The sequence below is a fragment of the Microbulbifer sp. ABF4_148 genome, from assembly GCF_056158985.1.
On record NZ_JBSWUI010000001.1, the window covers coordinates 1,838,716 to 1,860,262 of the forward strand.

Consider the following 21,547-nt stretch of genomic DNA (forward strand, 5'->3'; position numbering starts at 1 on the left):
TGGCTGCGCCCTCGCTGATGTTGGTTTGGTGGGACCTGACGCGGGTTACTTGCCGCTGGTGTGCAGGTCTTTCATGGCGGCGCCCCAGTCGCCGGAAGCGGCGGTGGGCAGAGCGTCAATGGAGCGCTCAATAGCGTCTGCCAGCTGATCCTGCTCACTGCGCGGTGCGCGCTGCAGGACAAAGTTGACCACTTCGCGAGCATTGCCCGGATGGCCGATCCCGAGGCGCAGGCGCATGAAGTCGCGGTTGTTGCCCAGGGACGAAATAATATCTCGCAGGCCGTTGTGGCCGCCGTGGCCGCCGCCAGATTTGAGGCGTGCGGTACCCGGAGGCAGGTCGAGCTCGTCGTGAGCGACCAGAATGGCTTGCGGGGGAATCTTGAAGAAGTTCGCCAGCGGCGCGACAGACTGTCCACTGCGATTCATGTAGGTGGTGGGAATCAGGAGGCGGATCTCCTGGCCACCAACGCGTACCCGGCCGGAAAGGCCCTTGTACTTGCTATCGTTGGCAAGCTGGGCGCCATGGCGGCGCGCCAGCTCGGTCACGAAGTCGGCACCGGCATTGTGACGTGTCCGGTCGTATTCGGGGCCCGGGTTACCGAGGCCCACGATCAACTGGATTGGTGTATCCGGTGCCTTGGACAACGGACTTACTCAGCGTCGCCTTCGCCTTCGCCTTCGGCAGCAGCTTCAGCGTCCGCTTCTACGGCGCCGCGCGGCTTGTGTACGGAAGCGACAACGAGGTCGTGGTCCGCACCGTGGCTCAGCGCTACAGACTCAACACCAGACGGCAGTTTGATGTCGGAGATGTGAACGTTGCCGTCCAGCTCCAGGTCCGCCAGGTCCACTTCGATGAACTCGGGCAGCTTGGAGGCCGGCGCAGTGATGTCCAGCTCGGTCAGGGTGTGGGAGACGATACCGCCCGCCTTGACGCCCTGGCAGGACTCTTCGTTCAGGAAGTGCAGCGGCACTTTCACGTGTACCTTGGTGTTGGCAGATACGCGCTGGAAGTCAGCGTGCAGCAGGATCGGCTTGGCCGGGTGACGCTGCAGGTCGCGCAGGATCACCTGCTCTTCCTTGCCTTCCACATCCAGGGTGACCACGGAGGAGAAGAAAGCTTCGCTTTCCAGGGCCTTGAACAGGTCCTTGCTCAGCAGGGAGATAGAGGAAGCTTCCGCTTTGCCGCCGTAAATAACAGCCGGTACACGGCCTTCGAGGCGACGCAGGCGGCGGCTCGCACCTTTCCCTTCGTCGCTACGGACGTTTGCGTTCAGTTTAAAATCAGACATTGGATAAACCTCTGGTTGTCTGCCCAGGGCGACCTGCGACCGGACCGCTCTGGCGTTGTATTGCATTGGGCAGGCCGAGGCCATTGACCCAATAGTAAACGCCCGGACGGTGCCGGGCGGGCGCGTATTCTAAGGTAAACGGCGCGGTAGCGCCAGAGGGGCCGGGCGGATAGTTGTGCGGGCCCCGGGCCCGCACAACTGGGCTGACTGGCGGTTTCTCGGGCTGGTTTCTCAGGAACGGAACATTGCCGAGAGGGACTCTTCGTTGCTGATCCGGCGAACGGATTCGGCCAGCATGGCAGACAGGGTCAGTTGGCGGATTTTGGGGGCCAGCTTCATCTTGTCGCCCAGCGGGATGGAGTCGGTGACGACCAGCTCGTCCAGAACGGAATTGTTCAGGTTTTCGATGGCGGCGCCAGACAGGACCGGATGGGTACAGTAAGCCACGACCTTCTTGGCGCCATGTTCTTTCAGCGCGTTGGCAGCGTTGCACAGGGTGCCGGCGGTATCCACCATGTCGTCGACCAGCAGGCAGGTGCGGCCGCTGACTTCACCGATGATGTTCATCACTTCCGCCACATTGGCCGCGGGGCGACGTTTATCGATGATCGCCAGCTCGCAGTCCAGGCTCTTGGCGACAGCGCGGGCGCGAACCACACCGCCGATATCCGGGGAGACCACAACCAGGTCTTCGTAGCTCTGGCGCTCGATATCGTCGAGGAGTACGGAGGAGCCGTATACGTTGTCCACCGGCACATCGAAGAAGCCCTGGATCTGCTCGGCGTGCAGGTCGACGGTCAATACGCGGTCAATGCCGACGCTGACCATCATGTCCGCAACCACTTTTGCGGAAATCGGGACGCGCTGGGAGCGGACTCGGCGATCCTGGCGCGCGTAGCCGAAGTAAGGTACGACCGCCGTGATGCGGCCGGCAGAGGCGCGGCGCAATGCATCAACCAGCAGGATGAGTTCCATCAGGTTGCGGTTGGTGGGTTGGCAGGTGGACTGGACAACAAATACGTCACGACCGCGGACATTGTCGGTGATTTCCACTGCGATCTCGCCGTCGGAGAAGCGCTTTACGGTCGCTTCACCCAGGGGAATTGCCATGTGATCGACAAGTTTCTGTGCCAGTTCCGGGTTGGCCGTGCCGGTAAAGACCATTAAGTCTGCCACTGGGAATACCTTTCTCTCTGTAGGGTTGCTGGTTTCTGGTTATAGATTGTAGGCGTCGGCCTCAAGGAGTGGCTCGCGCATACTGTTCTGGGGGAGCGGCTTGCAGGCACGAACAGCCGAAACCACCAGCTTGCCCATCGAAGGCAGCTCAACGTCGGTAGTTACAGGGCTGGGCGTGAGGGAGACTGATTGCATGCTGTTGTTGATCTTCCGCAAAGCAACCGCTTGATTCGTCTGGAAAAGGCCAATACAACATTTTGGCCCGTGTTCTCGCCGCGCGGGAATATCCCGGGTGAGAATAAAAATGGCTGGGGTGGCAGGACTCGAACCTGCGCATGACGGGATCAAAACCCGCTGCCTTACCAACTTGGCTACACCCCAGTAATTCTGTGTGCGATGTCCGTCTGGTTGCGAACACAATAGCAGAGCTATTGGTTGGAGTCCGCTGCCAGATTCGCCAACTGTGTGTGTGCTGGAGATTCCTGCACGCCACAGGCGACAAAGCCCCGCCACTTTGCGGGTAGTTGCGCCAGTACCTGACGGGCCTCTTCGACGGTGTCGAATGGGGCAAATACGCAGCCCCCGGTCCCGGTTAACTGTGCGCTGGCAAATTGCCTGAGCCAGGAGAGGGCTGCAGCAACTTCCGGGTAGAGAGACTCTACCAGAGCCTGGCAATCGTTGCCGGAATGTTGTTCCAGCCAGTCGTTATCCAGGCGCCTATCGCGACGGGGCGCTAATGTAATTGCGGCGGAATCTCTTGTCAAACCCGGGTGCTGGAATATTTCCGCAGTGCTGACGGGCGTGTCCGGCGCAATCACCAGATAGAAACGCGGTTCGGTGATCACCGGGGTCAGGCACTCGCCAATTCCCTCGGCCCAGGCGGTTTGGCCGCGCACGAAAACCGGTATATCCGCACCGAGTCCGGCACCGATTCGGGCGAGCTCATCCAGCGACAGGTCGAGTTGCCACAAATAATTCAGGGCCAGCAACGTCGTCGCTGCATCACTGCTGCCGCCGCCGATTCCGCCTCCGGCCGGCAGTTGCTTGTGTAACTGGATGCTGGCTCCCTGTGTACAGCCGGTGGCTTCCTGCAGCAAGCGTGCGGCGCGGTAAACGAGATTCTCCTCAAGGGGAATTTGCGGGCCGTCCATGTCCACCAGGACATGGTCGTCGTCGCGCAATGCGAAGGTTAGCTGGTCGCCAAAGTCCAGTAGCTGGAAGAGTGTTTGCAGCTCGTGGTAGCCGTCGGCGCGCTGGCCGGTGATACGCAGGATCAGGTTGAGTTTGGCGGGGGCGGGGAGCTGCAGGGACATGGGGTGCGCTGGTTGCAAAAGCGCAATGATAACGGGTTGGGCGCGGTCACGTACAACCCGTTTGCTCAGTCGCCTACTGCCGTCATTAACCGGGGAACCGTTATCGAGGTTGCCACTGCTTAATGACTAATGTGACGCTAACCGGGCCTGCGGCCTGATGCGTGAACGCCTTGATTCGTGTGGGCAATTGAAATCCGCTGACCGCTTTATAGCCACTAAATTCCAGTCGCCAGCCAGACTGCTCCAGTCCCTGCAGTTGCCCGGCCGCATTGCGCTGCTCGAGGACGCTACCCGGGGCCGGTAACCCCCGCACCCAGTAGAACATTTCCGCTACCGGCAACGGCCAGCCCAGGGTTTCCATTGTCAGGTCGGCCGGATTCGCAGCCTGCATCGGAGGTTTATCTCCGCGTTGCAGGGTGGCCCCGGCGCTGGTCCCGCTAATTACGGTGGCACCCGCTCCCAACGGGCCGGTGAGGCGAATGTTGTAATTGGAAGCGGAATTTTGCTGCCAGTTCAGGTTCGCGCTGCCATTTTCCTTGGGCGAGCGCACACCGAGCTTGCCGTTGATGGTCCAGCGCTGGAGTTGCTCAACGGTTTTCTCGGGACGAATAGGCGTTGGGGTTTCTGGGTATTGCTGCTGTCCCTGCTGTTGGCCGGGTTGATCGGGCTGCTGTTCCGACGGGTACTCGGATTGCTGCTGGGGCATTGGTTGCTGCGGCTCTGGCTGTTGAGGTTTCTGGCTTGCACAGGCACTCAACAGCAGGGCTGCCAGAGACGCGATCAGGCTCGGTCGCAGCGTTTGTACGACCCGATCAGTTATCAGAAACATGTTGCTCCAGTGATTCGTTGATACGCAGCCGCTCCATGGCGGCGGGAATAATTTCACTTTGTGGGTTTAGCTCGAGGCCCTGTTGCCAGACTTGAACGGCCTGCTCGCGTTGTCCCTGCATCCACAGTACCTCACCGAGGTGGGCTGCGATTTCGTGATCGGGCAACTTTTCCAGAGCCTGCTGCAATAAGGTGACGGCCTCGTCATAGTTACCGCGACGGTACTCTACCCAGCCCATGCTGTCGATAATCGCCGGGTCGTCGGGGCGCAGCGCAATGGCCTTTTTGATCAGCTCGTAGGCTTCGTCGAGCCGGTCGTCGTACTCCGTCAGTTTGTAACCCAGGGTGTTGAGCAGGGTGGGATTTTCCGGATCGCGGGCGAGTAACTTGCGCAGATCCCGCTCAAAATCCTCGGCGTTGCCGAGCCGGTCGCTGATCAGGGCGTGGCTGTAGAGCAGGCGTCCGTTGTCGGGTTTCTCGGCCAGTGCCTGATTGAGTAGCTCGAGGGCCGCTTCCGGTTGTTGCTGTTTGCGCAGCAGGTCTGCTTCAACCACATAAAAATGTACGGTCTGATCCGGATGTCTTTTGCGCAGTTCGGCGAACCAGTCCCGGCCTTCTGCTGTGAGGCCGGATTTCGCCATTAGTTCGGTGCCCTTGGTAATCGCCGAGACATAGTCATTACCGGGCTTTACCTGGCGGTAGTGGCGGATTGCCTCTGCCGGTTCGTCGCGCTTGTCGGCAATACCCGCCAGATAAAAATGCGCGGCAGATTCGTGTTGTTTCAGCACCAGTAGTTTTTGCAGGAGGTTGTGGGCCTCGTCCAGCTTGCCCGTTTCATAGCGAATGAGTGCCAGAGACAGGAGGATGTTGCCGTCCTCGGGACGTTGTTCGACCAGTTTGCCGAACTGCTCCTCGGCCAGTGCCAGGTCCTCGCGCACCAGCAGTCGCGCGTATTGCAGGCGGGCGCGACTTTCACGGGGATAGACCCTGACCAGGCCCTCCAGCAATTTGACGGCCTCCTTGCGGCGGCCCTGGTCCACCAGCAGGTGGGCCTGCAGCAAGGGTGCATCAAGGAAGTTGGGGTTCCGCTCCTGCACGCGCAAGGTGATGGCCAGTGCCTGGTCGTAGTCCTTTTGCGCGCGCAGCATCATGGCGTGTGCCAGGCTCACTTCCGGATTGTTTGGGTACTGAGCGGACAGGCGCGCAAACGTTGGCGCGACTTTTTCTACCAGTTCGGGGTTGGAGACCGCCGTCGCCGCCAGTGACTGCAGCGGTGCATCTCCGCCCTGGGCGAGCGCCTCCTCGGCATGCAGTAATGCGGGTTCAAGATTGCCCGCCAGGGTGAGCTCTGCTGCCGCGGCAAGTCGGGCCTCAGTGTTATCGGGCTCGAGCTGTGCCCACAGGGTCGCGGAGCGCAGTGCGGCCCGGCGCGCGTTCAGATAGCGTGCAATGCGGGTCGCCCGCGCTGCCACGCCGGCATCCTGTGTGCGCTGGGCCTGATGGAAATAGTTGGCCAGGGCGACGTCATATTGCTCGCGGTTGCCCGCAACTTCGGCCACCAGCAGCGTGTAAAAGGTGTCGATGGGAAAGGCGCGCACCTCAGATGCCGCGATTTCGTCGGCATTCGCTGACGCCGCCGGGGCGGCCGCGGCCGCGGTGGCGGTTGTGCCGGTGGTGCTGACCGCGCTCCCATTTTGGTCGACAGTCGGGGATTGGCTGCAGGCGGTGAGCAGGGCGCAGGCCAGTGCGGTCAGCAGCGGCTGGCGAAAGCCCAATCCATGTCCTTTGGTGCGCCGCTCAGGCCGGAAGAGTGGCTGGGCTGTGGCTAGATTTTGATCAGGAGTGCGTTGTGGGGCAGGGCTAACCCCGCAGTGGCCGGAGCGGGCGATGAGGCGCGGAAAGGGCATAGGGGTGTATCCGTACTGTTGCAGCGCGCCGGCGAACGGCAAGCTGGCTCTTTTAGAGCGTTTATAGCCGTATAATTCTAGTCGCGATTTGTCTGCGGGGAGCCGTTGCGGCGGTATTTTGCCCCCTGACTGAACAGGTGATCACAGTGCTGCCCTTGCAAGCGGCGCGGTGGCGGCAGAAAATGCGCCACCGGTCCCCGTGCGACCAGGGTCTTTGACCCGCGCGAGGACAGAGTGTTCAAAGCAGCGAGAACTTATGCCAATCCTTGCCCTGGGAATTAATCACGACAGCGCCTCGGTCGAAGTGCGCGAGCGTGTTGCGTTTGCTCCCGAAGTCATGCCCGGGGCATTGGCGGATGCGCGCACGGCGCTGGATTGTCGTGAGCTGGCCATTCTCTCTACCTGTAACCGCACCGAGATTTACGGCTCGGTCCCGGAGGATCAGCTGCTCGAGTGGTTGTCCCGGTACCATCGGGTCGATCTGGGCGAACTGCAGGCCTGCAGTTATCGCCATACCGGCGAAGAGGCGGTGCGCCATATGATGCGTGTGGCGTGTGGCCTCGATTCCCTGGTACTCGGCGAGCCGCAAATCCTTGGTCAGATTAAATCTGCCTACGCCGTGGCCCGCGAGTCGGGCAGTGTCGGAAGCCTGTTACACAGTGTTTTCCAGCAGGTGTTTGCCGTGGCCAAAAAAGTGCGCACGGAGACCGCCATTGGGGAAAACCCGGTTTCGGTGGCCTATGCTGCTGTCTCCCTCGCGTCGCGTATTTTTACTGATCTGGGTCAGCAGACCGCGTTGCTGATTGGCGCCGGTGAAACGATCGAACTGGTTGCGCGTCATCTGCTGGAGCAGGGCATCAAGCAGCTGATTGTTGCCAATCGCACGCTCAGCCGGGCGGAGCAACTGGCGGAGAACTTTGGTGCGGAAGCCATTCTGCTGGCGGACATCCCGGAACATTTGCCACGCGCTGACATCGTGATCAGCTCGACGGCCAGTCAGTTGCCCATCCTGGGTAAGGGCGCGGTAGAAACGGCCCTCAAGGCCCGGCGCCACAGCCCGATGTTTATGGTGGATATTGCGGTGCCGCGGGATATCGAGCCCCAGGTTGGTCAGCTGGATGATGTCTACCTCTATACCGTGGACGATCTGCGCGGTGTCATTGACGAGGGCAGGCGCTCGCGGGAGAAGGCCGCTGAGGCGGCGTCCGAGATTGTCGATGTGGCTGCTGCCGGGTTTATGCGGGAGCATCGCGCGCTGGGCGCCGTCGATACTATTCGCAGTTATCGCGAGCACGCCCAACGAATTAGTGACTCGGAATTGGCCAAGGTGACGCAGGCCCTCGACAAGGGCGGTGAGCCCCGTCGTCTGCTCGAGCAATTGGCTCGCTCGCTGACCAACAAGCTGATCCATACTCCCACCGTGAATATGCGTCGCGCCACCGCCGAAGGTGATCTGGAACGATTGCGGGTTGCTCGCGAGCTGATCGGGCTGGAAGAGCCCGGAGTCGAGAGCGATTTCGATCGCGACGTGAAGTCAGACGCGAACTGAATAGCCAAAAGGCTGGTAGCCCTGGCCGCAGTCGCCGAGAAAAGAATTTAGAGAAGTGATGCATGAAAGAGTCGGTTCAGACAAAACTCGATAACCTGGTCGATCGACATGAGGAAGTTTCCGCGCTGCTGAGCGACGCGGAAGTGATCAGTGATCAGGACCAGTTTCGCGAACTGTCGCGCGAGTATGCCGAGCTGGAAGAGGTCGTGCAGTGCTATCGCCGCTATCGCCAGCTACTCGAGGATATCGAGGCGGCTCGTGAGATGTTGGGAGAAAGCGACCCGGAAATGCGTGAAATGGCGCAGGAAGAGCTGCGCGAATCAGAAGGCCAGCTTGATCCGCTGGAGCGAGAACTGCAGACGTTGCTGTTACCGCGTGACCCCAATGACCGCAAAAATGTATTCCTCGAGATCCGTGCGGGAACCGGTGGGGATGAGGCGGCCATTTTCTCCGGTGACCTGTTTCGCATGTATTCCCGCTACGCGGAAAAGGAAGGTTGGCGCCTCGAGATCATCAGTGAAAATGCGGGAGAGCACGGCGGCTACAAAGAGATTATTACCCGCGTTGCCGGCGACGATGTCTATGCAAAGCTCAAGTTCGAATCCGGTGCGCACCGGGTTCAGCGAGTGCCGGAAACCGAGTCACAGGGGCGCATCCATACCTCGGCGTGTACCGTTGCCGTTATGCCAGAGCCCGATGAGCGCGAGGCGGTGGATATCAACAAGGCTGACCTGCGCGTGGATACCTATCGTGCATCTGGAGCGGGCGGCCAGCACGTCAACAAAACCGACTCGGCAGTGCGACTGACCCATATTCCCACCGGTATTGTGGTGGAATGCCAGGATGAGCGCTCCCAGCACAAAAACAAGGCCAAGGCGATGGCGCTGCTACAGGCCAAACTGAGCAGCGAACAGGAAGCTGCCGCGGCCCAGGAAATTTCCGACGCGCGCAGGAACCTGGTCGGCAGCGGGGATCGCTCCGAGCGTATCCGCACCTACAACTACCCCCAGGGTCGCGTGACCGATCATCGCATCAGTCTCACCCTCTATAAGCTCGATGAGATTATGCAGGGGGCGCTGGAAGAAGTGATCGGTCCCCTGCGCACCGAGCATCAGGCAGATCAGCTGGCGGCGTTGGGCGGCTGATGGTGGCGGTGCGCACCGTTCAGGACAATTTGCGGCGCACAGGCGAGTTACCCGACAGCGACAGTGCGCGTCTCGACCTCGAGGTTTTGCTCGCGCATGTTTTGCAGCAAACGCGGACCTGGTTATATACGTGGCCGGAAAAAACCCTGACGCCGACTCAGCAACAAAGCTTTGACGATCTCCTGCGGCAGCGCGCGCAGGGCGTGCCCGTTGCCCACCTCACGGGTCGCCGGGAATTCTGGTCTCTCGATCTGAAGGTTGATGCGTCGACCCTGATCCCGCGACCCGAAACTGAACTGCTCGTAGAGGTTGCGCTTGAGCTGTGCACCCGGCCAGGGGCGCAGGTACTCGATCTCGGTACAGGTACCGGTGCGATCGCGTTGGCGCTCGCCTCCGAGCGACCAGACTGGCGGGTTTGCGCGCTGGAAAAATCTGCACAGGCGGTGGCGCTGGCAGAAGAGAATCGCTCTGCCCTGGGCCTTGCCAACGTGGACGTTCAACAGAGCGATTGGTTTGAATGCCTGGATCCGCAGGCGACTTTCGATCTCATCGTCAGCAACCCCCCGTATATCGATATCGCCGACCCCCACCTGCATGAAGGCGACGTGCGCTTTGAACCGCAGTCTGCACTGGTTGCCGCGCACGACGGGCTCGCGGATATCGAGCAGATTGCAGCCGGTGCGATGCATCGGCTGGTGCACAACGGCTGGTTAGTGGTGGAACATGGCTGGCAGCAGGCCGCGGCCGTGCAGCAAATTTTCCGTGCGGTGGGCTTGCGCGAAGTGTCCAGTCGCCACGATTATGGAGACAGAGAGCGCCTGACGCTCGGGCGACGCTGACCCGACGAACCTGAATGGCAAGGCAAGGATTGCATGCACGAACATTCCCATCACCGACACGGTTCCGGACATTTAAGGCCCCTGGTTTTCGGGCTGATCATCACCCTGAGTTTTGCCTTCGTGGAGCTGGTCGGCGGGCTGCTGTCCGGTTCGCTGGCTCTGCTGGGGGATGCCGGCCATATGGCCACCGACAGCCTCGCGCTGGCGCTGGGCGTGGTGGCGGCACTGCTGGCACGCAAGCCCGCGGATCGGGAGCTCTCATACGGCTGGGGGCGCGCCGAAGTGCTGGCGGCCATTGCCAATGCAGTGTTTATGCTGCTGATTATTGTGGCCATTGGCGTGGCGGCGATTGACCGGTTGCGCGCGCCGCAGCCGGTTCAGGGCGGTATGGTGATGGTGATTGCCGCGATCGGTTTGCTGGTGAATATCCTGGTGGCGTGGACGCTGCACCGGGGAGAGCAAACCCTCAATATCCGCGGTGCGCTGCTACATGTAATGGGTGACCTGCTCGGCTCTGTAGCGGCACTGCTGGCCGGGGCGGTGATTTATTTCACCGGTTGGACCCCGATCGATCCTTTGCTGTCCATGCTGATCTGTCTGTTGATCCTCGCCTCGAGCCTGCGGTTGCTGCGGGACTCGATTGACGTGTTAATGGAGCGGGTACCGCGGGAGCTGAGTCTGCCCGTGGTTGGTGAATCGATGGCGGCGGTGGAGGGCGCGCGTTCCGTGCATGACCTGCACATCTGGCGTCTGGACTCGCGCACCATATCCCTGTCTGCGCATATTGTGGTGGACGACCTGCAGGCCTGGCCGCAGGTGCTGCAGCGGTTGCGCGAGCTGCTGATCCAGCGCTATGAGATCAATCATATTACCCTGCAGCCCGAGCCGCTGGCGTTAGCACAGGCCGAGGTGATTGATCGGGTCTCCAACCCGAGAACATAACCTTCAATGCTCGACGCGATCACTCGTCGTCAGCGGTGTCCGGATCTTCGTCCTGAGCCTCGGTGGGGGTTTGTGTTTCCGGAGTGGTGGCCGGCGCTGCGGCCTCCTCGACAGGGGTCTCCTGCGGGCTTTCGGCCGGTGGGGATGTCTCTGGTTTTACCTCGCCCGCGGTAACCTCTTCCGGCGGACTGATCTGCTCTTCCGGCGCCTGGATACCAATGTGATAAGCCGCGAAGCCCGGTTGTACCACCTGGTTCATCGCCATGCCCAGCACGCGACCGTTGTGCAGCGATCGGATCTCGGTGCGCACATTGGTGATGGGGTTTGTCACGGTTCCGAGTAAATCCCCTTTGCGTACCGACTGGCCCAGTTCCACCTCACTGAAAATGATCCCGCCGGTGGTCGCGCGTTGCCAGGTGGAATTGTAATAAACCGGCTCCGGATCTCCCCACAGGCGAAACTTGCTCACCATACCCAGCTGATTGAGCAGGGTGCGGATACCCTTCACGCTGTGGCTCACCGATGTCTCGTCGAGCACCATTGGTGCACCGGCTTCGAGGGTGACCGTGGGGATGCCGGCATTGACCGCGGAGCGTCGTAAAGTGCCCTTGGCGCCATCACTGTGCAGCACGACGGTCGAGCCAAAACCCTTGGTGAGTTTCACCACTTTGGGGTTGGTCAGGTCCCCGCGTAACTGGGGCAGGTTGGTGCGATAGAACGAACCGGTATGCAGGTCCACCACAGCGTCACACTGCAGGATGATTTCGTGGAAAAACGAATGGGCGATGCGCGACGCGGAAGAGCCATTCGGATCTCCGGGGAAGTGACGGTTCAGGTCGCGACGATCGGTCAGGTAGCGAGATCCCCGGTGAAAGCCCTGCAAATTGACGATAGGAACACCGATCACAGCGCCGTTCAGGTTCTCCGGATCCAGGTCATACAGCACCCGTCGCACCGTTTCGATCCCGTTCAGCTCATCCCCGTGGATCGCTGCAGTCAGGCACAGGGTTGGGCCCGGTTTATTGCCGTTGACCACCAGCACGGCGGTGTTGCTGTAAACGCCTTCAAAGTGCTGGCTGGGTGACCAGGCCAGGCGTGTCGCGGTGGAGGGGGGGACTTCGGTACCGAGCAGCCGGAGTGACCGGGGCGCGTCGGGATCCTCGACTTCCTCCGTCTCTGTGGGGCCTTCGCCCGGCGCATCCAGGGTTGGCGCGGGTTCAATGGGCGGGGCGGGAGCGATGGCCGGGGCGGCGTCGTCACTACTTGGCTCTGGCGGAACTTCCTGCTTTGGTTGCGGCTTCGGCAGCTCGTCTTCTCTGAGGGGCTGATCCAGCTGTTGGTTTTCCGCTTTGGGGAGCGCCGGCTCCTGAGCGGGCTGCTGGGGTTCCTGTTGCCCCTCTGCCTGCCCGAGGGAAAAGGCCGGCAATACTGCGAGGCCAAGGCTGGCGGAAAAGATGACTTGGCGCATCAGCGGGCGCAGGGGCATTCGGGACTCCACTCTCTTATATTTCGGGCCGGTTGCCGTATCGCAGCACCGGTTATCCTTTGGAGCCGGATTATAGACAAAGCGTTCCATGAAAATTGCGTCACGTTCGACGAAAACCCGATCAGGCTTGCGGCTGCATGCCCGGATAGGTCGCGATCGTCTTGCGCGACGTGTACCGGAGACGCAGACCGAGCAGGATCGAGGCGACACCGAGACCCACACAAATCCCGACCCAGTACCCGTAAACGCCCCAGAATGCCTCTCCCAGCCAATACGCACTGGACAGCCCGATCAGCCAGTAGGAGAAAATCTGCAGGTACATTGGGGCGCGGGTGTCTTTGTAACCGCGCAGTGCGCCCCACGCCATGGCCTGGGCCACATCCAATAGCTGGAAGGCGGCACAGAGCAGCAGGAGGTTGGTGGCCACAGCGATGATGTCCGGGTTGCTGGTGTAAACCCTGACGAAGGGTTCGCGCATCACAATCAGCAGCAGGCCGGTGCCCAGCGCATACAGCATACCGGTACCGATGCCGACTTTGCTGGAGAAATAGGCCCGCTTTGGTCGCCCCTGGCCGAGCAAGTGCGCGACGCGAATACTCAGTGCCTGTGCCAGTGCGAGGGCAACGAGGTAGAACACCGAGCCGATGCTCATGCCAATTTGATGGGCGGAGACGATGGTTGCGCCGTAAGAGGCCAGCAGCAGGGTGAGGCTGGCAAAGAATGTCACTTCGCTGCCGGCACCCACGCAAATCGGCAGGCCGACGGCCAGCTGGTGGCGCAGTGTCGGCCAGTGCGGTCTCGGCAGTTTCAGGCTGAGTTTGAGGTGGCGATAGGCCGGGTCATTGCCCGCATGCCACCAGAGGGCGATGGCAATGCAGCAACTGACCAGGCAGGTCGCCCAGCCACAGCCGGCCCCGCCCATGGCGGGAATCGGGCCGGCGCCGAATACCAGCAGGATATCCAGCGGAATGTTCAGGATTGCCGCGGCCAGATATATACGCATGACCGGGCGCACTTGCGCCATGCCCTCACAATAGCCCCGCAGGCAGGTTCCCCAGGCAAACGGCAGGCTGGAAATAGCGAGCGCCGCGAGGTAGTCGACCATGACCCGGCGCACTTCCGGCTCGGTATCGATCAGCTGGCTCCACCAGGGAGCGGTCAATAATCCCGCGACCACCACCAGGCCACCGGCGGTGGCGATCCAGAAAGACTGCAGCAGCTGGTTGGCCGCACCCACTTCGTTTCGCTGGCCGCGCAAGTTGGCCACGATGGGAGAGACGGCCGCGAGGAGGCCGATGAGGGTGACTGCACACACGGCCCAGATACTGGATCCGAGCGCCAGGCCCGCCAGGTCAATTTCGCCGGCGCGGCCGGCAACGATTGTGTCGGTAACACCCATGCTGATCACGGCCAGGTTGCTGATGATCAGCGGGCCGCCCAGTGTCGCCAGGCGAGAAAATTCAGTGGCGATCGCCCGTTTGGTCAGTTTGAGCATAAATAGGGGCTACAGTAACTCGAGTGTAAGACTCGGGGGCGCCGGTCGACTAAGGGTTCATCACATATCGTAGAAGAGGGCTGGATTATGGATGGCGCACTGGGCTGGTTCAATCGCTTTTACGCGGCGTTCCTGCGTTTTACCAATTCGATCGATTGGTTGGGGCCGTTGGCATTGCGCTTGTTTCTCGCCCCTATTTTTATCCTCGCGGGCTTGAACAAGGTGGGCAACATCGGAGACGTGGCGGCCTGGTTCGGTAATCCGGATTGGGGACTCGGTTTGCCGGCGCCCATGCTGATGGCCTGGCTTGCGGCCCTCACCGAATTGCTGGGCGGCATCGCCTTGCTGCTGGGGCTCGGTACACGACTGGCGGCGGTGCCGTTACTGGTCGTCATGGCGGTCGCTGCGGTCACCGCCCACTGGCAATACGGGTGGCATGCGCTGCCGGAGAAAACACTGACCATGCCCTGGGAATGGCGTGAAGACCTCATCGAGGCTGCATCAGTGCGCAAAGACAAGGCGGTAGAGCTGTTGAAAGCCCATGGCAATTACAGTTGGCTTACGGAGGCGGGGAACCTGACCGTTCTCAAGAACGGCATCGAATTTGCCGCCACTTACTTTGTCATGTTGCTGGCGCTGCTGGGCACCGGGGGCGGCCGCTTTGTCAGCCTCGATTACTGGCTATGCCGTCGCCTGAGTCGGGGTAACGCCTAGCGTTTCCAGCGGGTGCTCGGGGATTGCAGTGCGGTGACTGGGCTGTTACATCACGGTGTAAGGAGGCGAACAGGGGCCCCGTACCGGTGCATAGATGATATACTCGCCGATTATTTGAACATTTGAGCGAGTAATCTCTTGATAGGAAAGATGTTCCGTCGCGGCCAGGACAAGGGCGGTGATCAAGCTGGCGAGACCAGCAGCAAGGCGCCGACTCCCGAGGCCAAATCTGCCGCAAACGCCGACAGCAAAGGCTCTGGCGAAGGCAAAGGTGCCGGTGAGGGCAAGGGCCGCAGCCGCGGACGCCGTCGTGGTGGCCGCAAGAGCAAGCCGGCAGCACCCTGGAGCCTGGACCAGTTTCAGGTGCCAGAGGAGGAGGGCAAGGTCCGCTTCCACGATCTGGATTTGCCGCTGGAGCTGATGCACGCCATCTACGATCTCGGATTCCAGTACGCCTCCCCGATTCAGGGCCGCTCGCTGCCGCACACCCTCAATGGCCACGATCTGGTTGGTAAGGCTCAGACCGGCACCGGTAAAACCGCTGCCTTCCTGGTCACCATTATTGATGACCTGCTGAAAAACCCCTTCGACGGCGAGCGCTACGCGGGCGAAGCACGGGCTTTGATTATTGCCCCGACCCGCGAGCTGGTGATGCAGATTGCCGACGATGCCAAGGCACTGTGCAAGTACACGGACCTTGAGATCCATACCCTCGTCGGCGGTATGGATTATGCGAAGCAACAGCGTAAGCTGAACGAGCGCCTGGTCGATATTCTCGTCGCAACCCCTGGCCGTCTGCTGGATTTTGCCAGCAACCGTGACTGTTACCTCGACCAGGTGGAAATCCTCGTGATTGACGAGGCGGACCGCATGCTGGATATGGGCTTTATCCCCCAGGTGCGCCGTATCGTTCGCCAGACGCCGCGCAAGACCCACCGTCAAACCATGTTCTTCTCTGCGACGTTTACTCCTGAGGTGGATTCGCTGGTTGAACAGTGGACCGATGAGCCCGAGATTGTCGAGATTGAACCCGAGCGGGTGGCCACCGATACGGTGGAACAGCGTATTTATATGGTTGCGGGCGACGAGAAATATGCGTTGCTGTACAACATCTTACAGGATGAAGACGTCGATAGTCTGATCGTGTTTGCCAACCGCAGGGATCAGTGCCGTCGTTTGCACGAGCACCTGGAAGCACATGGCATCAAAGCCGGTTTGCTGTCCGGTGAGGTCGCCCAGAACAAGCGGGTTCGCACCCTGGAAGACTTCAAGAATGGTGTGACCAAAGTACTGGTTGCCACCGATGTTGCCGGGCGTGGTATTCATATCGATGGCATCAGCCACGTGGTGAATTACACCCTGCCTGAGGAGCCGGAAGATTACGTACATCGCATTGGGCGGACAGGGCGCGCGGGTAAAACCGGCACGTCCATCAGCTTCGCCTGTGAGGACGATGCTATGCGTCTCGAACCCATCGAGACACTGCTGGGGCAGAAGCTGAAATGTGAGGTGCCCCCGGTGGAACTGCTCACTGAGCCGCCGAAAGTGGAAGTGAAGCGCAGCGGCGGTGACCGTGATGGCCGCGGCGGCGGTCGGCGAGGCGGCGGTGGCGGACGTCGGCCGCGTCGTTCGTAAGGGTGGTCCGGAAGGTTCCGGATTCGCACACAAAAAGGTCGGGTTATCCGGCCTTTTTTGTGCGCGAAGCCTTTGTCTGTGGCGTCAGTTGAACCAGGCCTTTACCGGTTACCGACTCTGGCACTGACAAAGTCGATAAAGCTGCGCACCCGGGCGGAAAGGTGTTTGCGGCTGGGATAAATCAGAAACACATCAATCACGGTCCGGGGCCAATCGCTGAACAGCTCCACCAGTTCACCATGCGCCAGTTCATCGCTCAGATTGAAGCGTGGTTGGCGAGTGATCCCCTGGCCCGCCTTGCACAGCGCCAGCGCCATTTCCGGGCTGTTGGTCAGCACCCGGCTCCCCAGCTTCACCGACAGGGTGTCTCCCGCACGGTCCTGGTATTGCCAGGTTTCCGGTGTCGGCAGGTTACTGTAGCTGATGGTGTCGTGTCCGGTCAGCTCGCCAGGGTGTGTGGGGGTGCCTCGCTGTCGCAGATAGTCCGGGGAGGCGAGGGTCACCCCTTCCGATTGCATAAAGCGCCGGCTGATCAGCGAGGAGTCCTCCAGTCTGGCCGAGGCCCGTATGACCACATCGAAGCCGTCGGCGATGACATCCACTTTGCGGTCGTTCAGGTCGAGCTCCAGGGAGACGCGCGGATAGCGGGTGAGAAAATCCGGAATCACCGGGCGCAGCCGCGATAAACCGAGGCTGACCGGACAGCTGACGCGCAGGCGGCCGGACGGCTCCAGTTGGCCACCGCTCAGGGCATTTTCTGCCTGCTGGGCGTCGTCGATGATTTGCTGGCACTGCTGGAAGTACTGCCCGCCCTCCGGGGTGAGGTTGAGGGAGCGAGTGGTGCGATTGAGCAACCGTACCCCGAGACGCTCCTCGAGCTTGTTGATCTCCTTGCTGATATAGGAAGTCGAAAAGCCCGTAGCGGCGGCGGCAGCGGTGAAACTACCGTGCTGCACGACTTCGGCAAAAATGACCATGCCGTCCAGTAGGTGGGTGTTAATCGCCAATTCTGTGTCCAATTACCCTCTATTTGGAAATAATCATTACACATTTACGTGGTTAATCAACATCTGTGGTCAATGTACAGTGTGCAGCAAGTGACGCGGGCAACTTACCCGCTTATCAATCAAGGTGGCGCTGCATGTGCGGCAGGACGCCCCGAAAATGGAGAGAAAGATGAAAGTACTTGCCTTTGCAGCGACCAACAGCCGACAGTCCATCAACCAGCAACTGGTGCGCTATGCCACCTCCCAGCTGGAAGGGGCGGAAATCGAGTTGATCGACCTGAATGACTACGAGATGCCCATCTACAGTATCGACCGGGAAAACGACGGCGGTATCCCGGAAGCTGCCCACCAATTTTTCAAGAAAATTGGCGAGGCGGACGCGATCTTGATCTCTTATGCAGAGCACAACGGCTCCTACACCGCAGCCTACAAGAATCTGTATGACTGGACCTCTCGTATCGATATGCGCGTGTATCAGGGGAAACCGGTTGTACTCTTCGCGACTTCGCCTGGTCCGGGTGGTGCTCAGAGCGTGCTGGCTGCCGCAAAGGCTTCTGCCCCTTACTTTGGCGCCGAAGTGAAAGCCGCTGTTTCGGTGCCCAAGTTCTTCGACAATTTTGATGGAGAAAGCGGCCAGCCCACCTCCGACGCCGTGGCGGCCCAGGTGCGGGAAGCGGTGGCACAACTGGCACTGGAGCCGGCCGGCTGAACAGGTTGGCGGGCCAGCAAATGGCCCATCCGGTCGGAGGATAGGTAGAGCACAAAAGAAATTCGGGTAACATAGCGCGTTTGCAGGCCGGAGAATCCGGCCTGCTGGCTTCGTCCATCAAGGCCCGAAAGGTATGCGCTCGCTTTTCCTCCATATCGGATTTCACAAGACGGGTTCCAGCTCCCTGCAGCTGGCCCTGCACAATCATCGCCAGGGATTGAAGGCTCAGGGCTTTGAGTTTCTTGCTCTCGGCAAGAAAGGAAATTCCTCCGGTGCCGTTGATGTCTCTCTGAACGATGGTGAACTCAGCTTCAGCCTCAATGACCGGCTGACAAAATTGCTCAGTGACAGTCGCGGTGACCGCGTCATCGTCTCCGCTGAGCATTTGTGCTACCTGACCCAGCCGGCGGATATCCAGCGTCTCGCGACATTATGTCGTCAGTACTTTGATGAAGTGCGGGTTGTCGCCTATCTCCGCCGTCAGGATTTACAGGCCATTTCATTCAAACAGCAAGGCGCCCGCGGTGTCGAAGTGGGACGCAGTTCGTCGAGTAAATTGTTCGGCCACGCAGAGGGTGCGCTGCCCGCACTGACACCAGCCGTCAGGGGCTATTACGATTACTTTGCCAAGCTCTGTCTTTGGGAAGAAGCCTTTGGCCGCGAGGCCCTCGTTGTCCGGGATTTTGAGCCGGACAGCCTGCAGGGTGGAGATCTGGTGACGGACTTTGCCGCGATACTGGGTGATGGTGTCGAATTGCCGTCAGCACGGGTGAACGAGGCGGTGTGTCGCAAAGAGGCGCTGTGGACCCATAAACTTCTGGAGCTCGGGGTCGCGCCTGCGGATATTCGTAAGCTCAAGCCGGGCATGCGTGATTGTGATGCCGCCACGAAAATGCTCCCCTCCCGTGCGGATGCACAGGCTTTCTTCCTCGCCTTTGCCGAAAGCAATCGCCAGCTGAATGATCGCTTCCTTGGGCACCGCTCAGGGATGGCTTTTTCCGATGATTTCTCGCGATTCCCTGTGACCGGTAATGATCAGATCACAGCCACAGACTTGGCTGCCTGGGTACCAGATCTGTTTTCCACACAGGTTTCTGATCCGGTAGCACTGAGGGATCTCCTGCTTTCCGACTGGTGTAAAGGGGGGGCGGCATACAAGGTGGATGCCGCTACCCTGAAGTCTTTCGCAGACTGTCTGTCCGGCACCGCGCGGGCACCTCTGGTTGCCGAGCCCTGGTACCGACGCCTGCGCAAGAAACGATCCGGCCGCTAGCCCACGCCCCCCGGCCGCCAATCTGCGACTGACTGCCCATTCTATGCGTTTCTCGCTGCCAAGCCGCCAGCCAGTGTGGTAAAAAGCGGTTTGTATCCCGTGCCCCGGATTGGCCGGGCCGTATGGGCGAGTCTCTGGAATGCCCTCGATTCACGCAGCGGGCGCAATGGCCTGTCGTGAAGCAGCATAAGATCGTCTTTCCGGGGTTTTCGTTTTTGAGCCAGTCATCCTACCGCCCAGACATAGACGGGTTACGGGCCCTTGCCGTGTTGCCTGTGGTTTTTGCCCACGCAGGCCTGCCGGGGTTTGCCGGCGGTTATGTCGGTGTCGATCTCTTTTTCGTGATCTCCGGTTATCTCATTACGGGCATCCTGCACCGCGAGATTGGTCGCGACGAATTTTCCCTGGGACGTTTCTACGAGCGTCGAGCCCGACGCATTCTTCCCGCGCTATTTGCTGTCTTGCTGGTGTGCATGGCTGCCGGCTGGTTTCTGCTGCCCCCGGATATGTTCAAGGGGCTTGGCCAGTCTGCGCTGGCGACCCTGTTCTTTGCATCGAATTTCTGGTTCTGGCGCACCACCGAGGATTATTTTGGGCAGGCTGCGGAATGGGAGCCCCTGCTACACACCTGGTCCCTGTCAGTGGAAGAACAGTTCTACCTGATTTTTCCGCTGGTGCTGCTACTGGCCGGTCGGCGTCGCGGGTTGGCACTCGCTGCGGTAGGCGTTTTGTCCCTCGCCTCACTGATGACTTCGATCTGGACGACCAGTACCAATCCGTTTGCCGCCTATTTTCTGACACCGGTGCGGATGTGGGAGCTGGGCGTTGGGGCGTTACTCGCGTTGGGTGCAGTACCGGGTTGCCAGCGGCAGGGCGTGGTCAACACGGTCGGCGTAGTCAGCCTGATTGTCATTGTATTCAGTATTGTCCAATTTGATTCCAGTACGGCATTCCCCGGTTATGCGGCGCTGTTGCCCTGTCTCGGCGCAGCCGGCCTGATTTGGGCCGGTCAGCAGCGAATGCACGTGGTGGGCAGGCTCTTGTCTTTGCGCTGGCTGGTGGCCGTCGGTCTGATTTCATATTCCCTCTACCTCTGGCACTGGCCGGTCCTGGTGTTCTACCGACTGCACGCGGGGGCCACGCACCTGCCATTGCCGCAGGCACTGGAAGCGGTGCTGGTGTCATTGATCTTGGCGGGCATCAGCTGGAAGTGGGTCGAACAGCCATTCCGTCATTCGAGCGGCTTGCTGCGTGAGCGCGTTGCGGTCTTTCGTTGGGCGGGATTGGGCGCAGTTGGAATGAGCGTGCTGGCGATTGCCATCAGTGCCGGCAAAGGATTTCCCGACCGCTTGCCGCCGGAATTGCTCGCGACCTACGAGCAGGCAGTGGAGCGTCCGGAAGAACACAAGCGGTGTATGGGACGCTTGCCTGAAGAGGGCTTGTGTGGATTTGGTGTTGATGTTGAGCCGGATCAGCCCGCGGATTACTTTCTCTGGGGAGACTCGCATGGTGCCGCTGCTTTACCGGGTTTCTCACTGTGGCTCGAACAGCGAGGACTGCAGGGACTGGCGGCGGTCAAATCGAGTTGTGCGCCATTACTGGGGGTGGTCCGCACGGACATGTCGGAAGGGCATGGCTGCGACCGGTTTAATGAACGGGTCATGACCTTCATCGAAGAGCGACCGGATATCCGCACAGTAATTCTGGTGGCGCGGTGGGCTTTTACGGTGGAGGGCAGTCGCGCGGCGGGAGAGAGCGGTAAGCCAGCCAGTCTGGGGTTGTCACCACTCGCCACGGGCACACCGGCGGATCGCGATAACTTCTCGCTGAGCTTTTTCGGGCTGGAAGCAACCGTCGCGCGCATTCGTGACTCCGGCAGGAACGTCGTGATTGTCGAGGGCCTTCCCGAGATCGGCTATTCGGTGCCGGTCGCAGTGGTCAATGCGGAATTTATCGGCGCCAAGTTACAGCAGCCCCCCAGTCTCGCTGAGGTTCAGGTGCGTAACCAGCGGGCGAATGCCATGATTCACGCGATTGCCGAGCGCCATGAAGGAAAGGTTGCCGGCTTGAGTGAAGTGCTGTGCGATCCCGTCTGTGCCATTGAAACGGGTGGTGTGCCCCTGTATCGCGACGATGACCATTTGAGTACGCATGGCTCCCGGATCCTGATTCCGCCCATGCTGGACCGGGTACTCATCAGTGACAGCCGATTGGCTTCGGGTGAAAGCCACTGAGGGTAT

The 21,547-nt window shown here is 60.4% G+C and carries 19 protein-coding genes and 1 tRNA gene; 9 read left to right on the forward strand and 11 right to left on the reverse strand.

The features are described from left to right. Window positions 1-45 precede the first annotated feature (45 nt). The 8 genes from pth to ACXAD0_RS07985 all read right to left on the reverse strand — a co-directional run bounded on the left by pth (window position 46) and on the right by ACXAD0_RS07985 (window position 6,381). Window positions 46-645, reverse strand: coding sequence for an aminoacyl-tRNA hydrolase (gene pth / locus ACXAD0_RS07950; RefSeq protein ID WP_475087837.1), 600 nt, complete (start codon window positions 643-645; stop codon window positions 46-48). Window positions 646-650: 5 nt separating this feature from the next. Next, window positions 651-1,289 carry a 50S ribosomal protein L25/general stress protein Ctc gene (locus tag ACXAD0_RS07955; RefSeq protein WP_475087838.1) on the reverse strand — a complete coding sequence of 213 codons (639 nt, stop codon included), beginning with the start codon at window positions 1,287-1,289 and terminating at the stop codon, window positions 651-653. Window positions 1,290-1,520: 231 nt separating this feature from the next. Next, window positions 1,521-2,453 (reverse strand): ribose-phosphate pyrophosphokinase, encoded by a 933-nt coding sequence (locus ACXAD0_RS07960; protein WP_475090339.1) that lies wholly within the window; start codon window positions 2,451-2,453, stop codon window positions 1,521-1,523. Window positions 2,454-2,504: 51 nt separating this feature from the next. Beyond that, window positions 2,505-2,660 carry a hypothetical protein gene (locus tag ACXAD0_RS07965; protein ID WP_475087839.1) on the reverse strand — a complete coding sequence of 52 codons (156 nt, stop codon included), beginning with the start codon at window positions 2,658-2,660 and terminating at the stop codon, window positions 2,505-2,507. 110 nt (window positions 2,661-2,770) lie between these two features. Beyond that, window positions 2,771-2,846: transfer RNA gene (locus ACXAD0_RS07970), tRNA-Gln, on the reverse strand. Window positions 2,847-2,893: 47 nt separating this feature from the next. Next, on the reverse strand, window positions 2,894-3,778 hold the full coding sequence (ispE, locus tag ACXAD0_RS07975) for a 4-(cytidine 5'-diphospho)-2-C-methyl-D-erythritol kinase (protein WP_475087840.1): 885 nt from the start codon (window positions 3,776-3,778) through the stop codon (window positions 2,894-2,896). Window positions 3,779-3,878: 100 nt separating this feature from the next. Beyond that, window positions 3,879-4,607: a lipoprotein insertase outer membrane protein LolB gene (lolB, locus tag ACXAD0_RS07980; RefSeq protein ID WP_475087841.1), complete on the reverse strand. Its 729-nt coding sequence runs from the start codon at window positions 4,605-4,607 to the stop codon at window positions 3,879-3,881. Then, on the reverse strand, window positions 4,591-6,381 hold the full coding sequence (locus ACXAD0_RS07985) for a tetratricopeptide repeat protein (RefSeq protein WP_475087842.1): 1,791 nt from the start codon (window positions 6,379-6,381) through the stop codon (window positions 4,591-4,593). Before ACXAD0_RS07985 ends, lolB begins: the two co-directional genes overlap by 17 nt. Before the next feature lie 388 nt (window positions 6,382-6,769). Between ACXAD0_RS07985 and hemA the strand changes: the two genes are divergently transcribed. The 4 genes from hemA to ACXAD0_RS08005 all read left to right on the forward strand — a co-directional run bounded on the left by hemA (window position 6,770) and on the right by ACXAD0_RS08005 (window position 10,988). After that, on the forward strand, window positions 6,770-8,062 hold the full coding sequence (hemA, locus tag ACXAD0_RS07990) for a glutamyl-tRNA reductase (RefSeq protein ID WP_475087843.1): 1,293 nt from the start codon (window positions 6,770-6,772) through the stop codon (window positions 8,060-8,062). Window positions 8,063-8,124: 62 nt separating this feature from the next. Beyond that, a complete protein-coding gene (gene prfA, locus ACXAD0_RS07995) occupies window positions 8,125-9,207 on the forward strand; it encodes a peptide chain release factor 1 (protein ID WP_475087844.1) in 1,083 nt (360 codons plus the stop codon). Between the two features lie 8 nt (window positions 9,208-9,215). Next, window positions 9,216-10,046, forward strand: a complete 831-nt coding sequence (gene prmC / locus ACXAD0_RS08000) for a peptide chain release factor N(5)-glutamine methyltransferase (protein WP_475090341.1) — start codon at window positions 9,216-9,218, stop codon at window positions 10,044-10,046. A gap of 33 nt (window positions 10,047-10,079) precedes the next feature. Continuing rightward, a complete protein-coding gene (locus tag ACXAD0_RS08005; protein WP_475087845.1) occupies window positions 10,080-10,988 on the forward strand; it encodes a cation diffusion facilitator family transporter in 909 nt (302 codons plus the stop codon). A 19-nt stretch (window positions 10,989-11,007) separates the two neighbouring features. Here the strand turns inward: ACXAD0_RS08005 and ACXAD0_RS08010 are convergent, their stop codons facing one another. Together ACXAD0_RS08010 and ACXAD0_RS08015 are read right to left on the reverse strand one after the other, a co-directional pair. Continuing rightward, entirely contained in the window at window positions 11,008-12,474 is a 1,467-nt protein-coding gene (locus ACXAD0_RS08010) for a succinylglutamate desuccinylase/aspartoacylase family protein (protein WP_475087846.1), read from the reverse strand. Between the two features lie 121 nt (window positions 12,475-12,595). After that, window positions 12,596-13,969, reverse strand: coding sequence for an MATE family efflux transporter (locus ACXAD0_RS08015; RefSeq protein ID WP_475087847.1), 1,374 nt, complete (start codon window positions 13,967-13,969; stop codon window positions 12,596-12,598). An 87-nt stretch (window positions 13,970-14,056) separates the two neighbouring features. On the opposite strand from ACXAD0_RS08015, the gene ACXAD0_RS08020 reads away from it, so the two are divergent. Both ACXAD0_RS08020 and rhlB read left to right on the forward strand, forming a co-directional pair. After that, window positions 14,057-14,683 (forward strand): HvfX family Cu-binding RiPP maturation protein, encoded by a 627-nt coding sequence (locus ACXAD0_RS08020; protein WP_475087848.1) that lies wholly within the window; start codon window positions 14,057-14,059, stop codon window positions 14,681-14,683. 150 nt (window positions 14,684-14,833) lie between these two features. Continuing rightward, on the forward strand, window positions 14,834-16,318 hold the full coding sequence (gene rhlB, locus ACXAD0_RS08025; protein ID WP_475087849.1) for an ATP-dependent RNA helicase RhlB: 1,485 nt from the start codon (window positions 14,834-14,836) through the stop codon (window positions 16,316-16,318). A 101-nt stretch (window positions 16,319-16,419) separates the two neighbouring features. Here rhlB and ACXAD0_RS08030 read toward each other — a convergent pair whose 3' ends face one another. Further along, a complete protein-coding gene (locus ACXAD0_RS08030) occupies window positions 16,420-17,337 on the reverse strand; it encodes a LysR family transcriptional regulator (RefSeq protein ID WP_475087850.1) in 918 nt (305 codons plus the stop codon). 157 nt (window positions 17,338-17,494) lie between these two features. Between ACXAD0_RS08030 and ACXAD0_RS08035 the strand changes: the two genes are divergently transcribed. From ACXAD0_RS08035 to ACXAD0_RS08045, 3 genes are all read left to right on the forward strand, one after another. Next, a complete protein-coding gene (locus ACXAD0_RS08035) occupies window positions 17,495-18,034 on the forward strand; it encodes an NADPH-dependent FMN reductase (protein ID WP_475087851.1) in 540 nt (179 codons plus the stop codon). A 133-nt stretch (window positions 18,035-18,167) separates the two neighbouring features. Further along, the gene (locus ACXAD0_RS08040; protein ID WP_475087852.1) at window positions 18,168-19,307 is read left to right on the forward strand and encodes a hypothetical protein; all 1,140 of its coding nucleotides are present in this window, start codon (window positions 18,168-18,170) and stop codon (window positions 19,305-19,307) included. 215 nt (window positions 19,308-19,522) lie between these two features. Further along, the gene (locus ACXAD0_RS08045) at window positions 19,523-21,541 is read left to right on the forward strand and encodes an acyltransferase family protein (protein ID WP_475087853.1); all 2,019 of its coding nucleotides are present in this window, start codon (window positions 19,523-19,525) and stop codon (window positions 21,539-21,541) included. Window positions 21,542-21,547 lie beyond the last annotated feature (6 nt).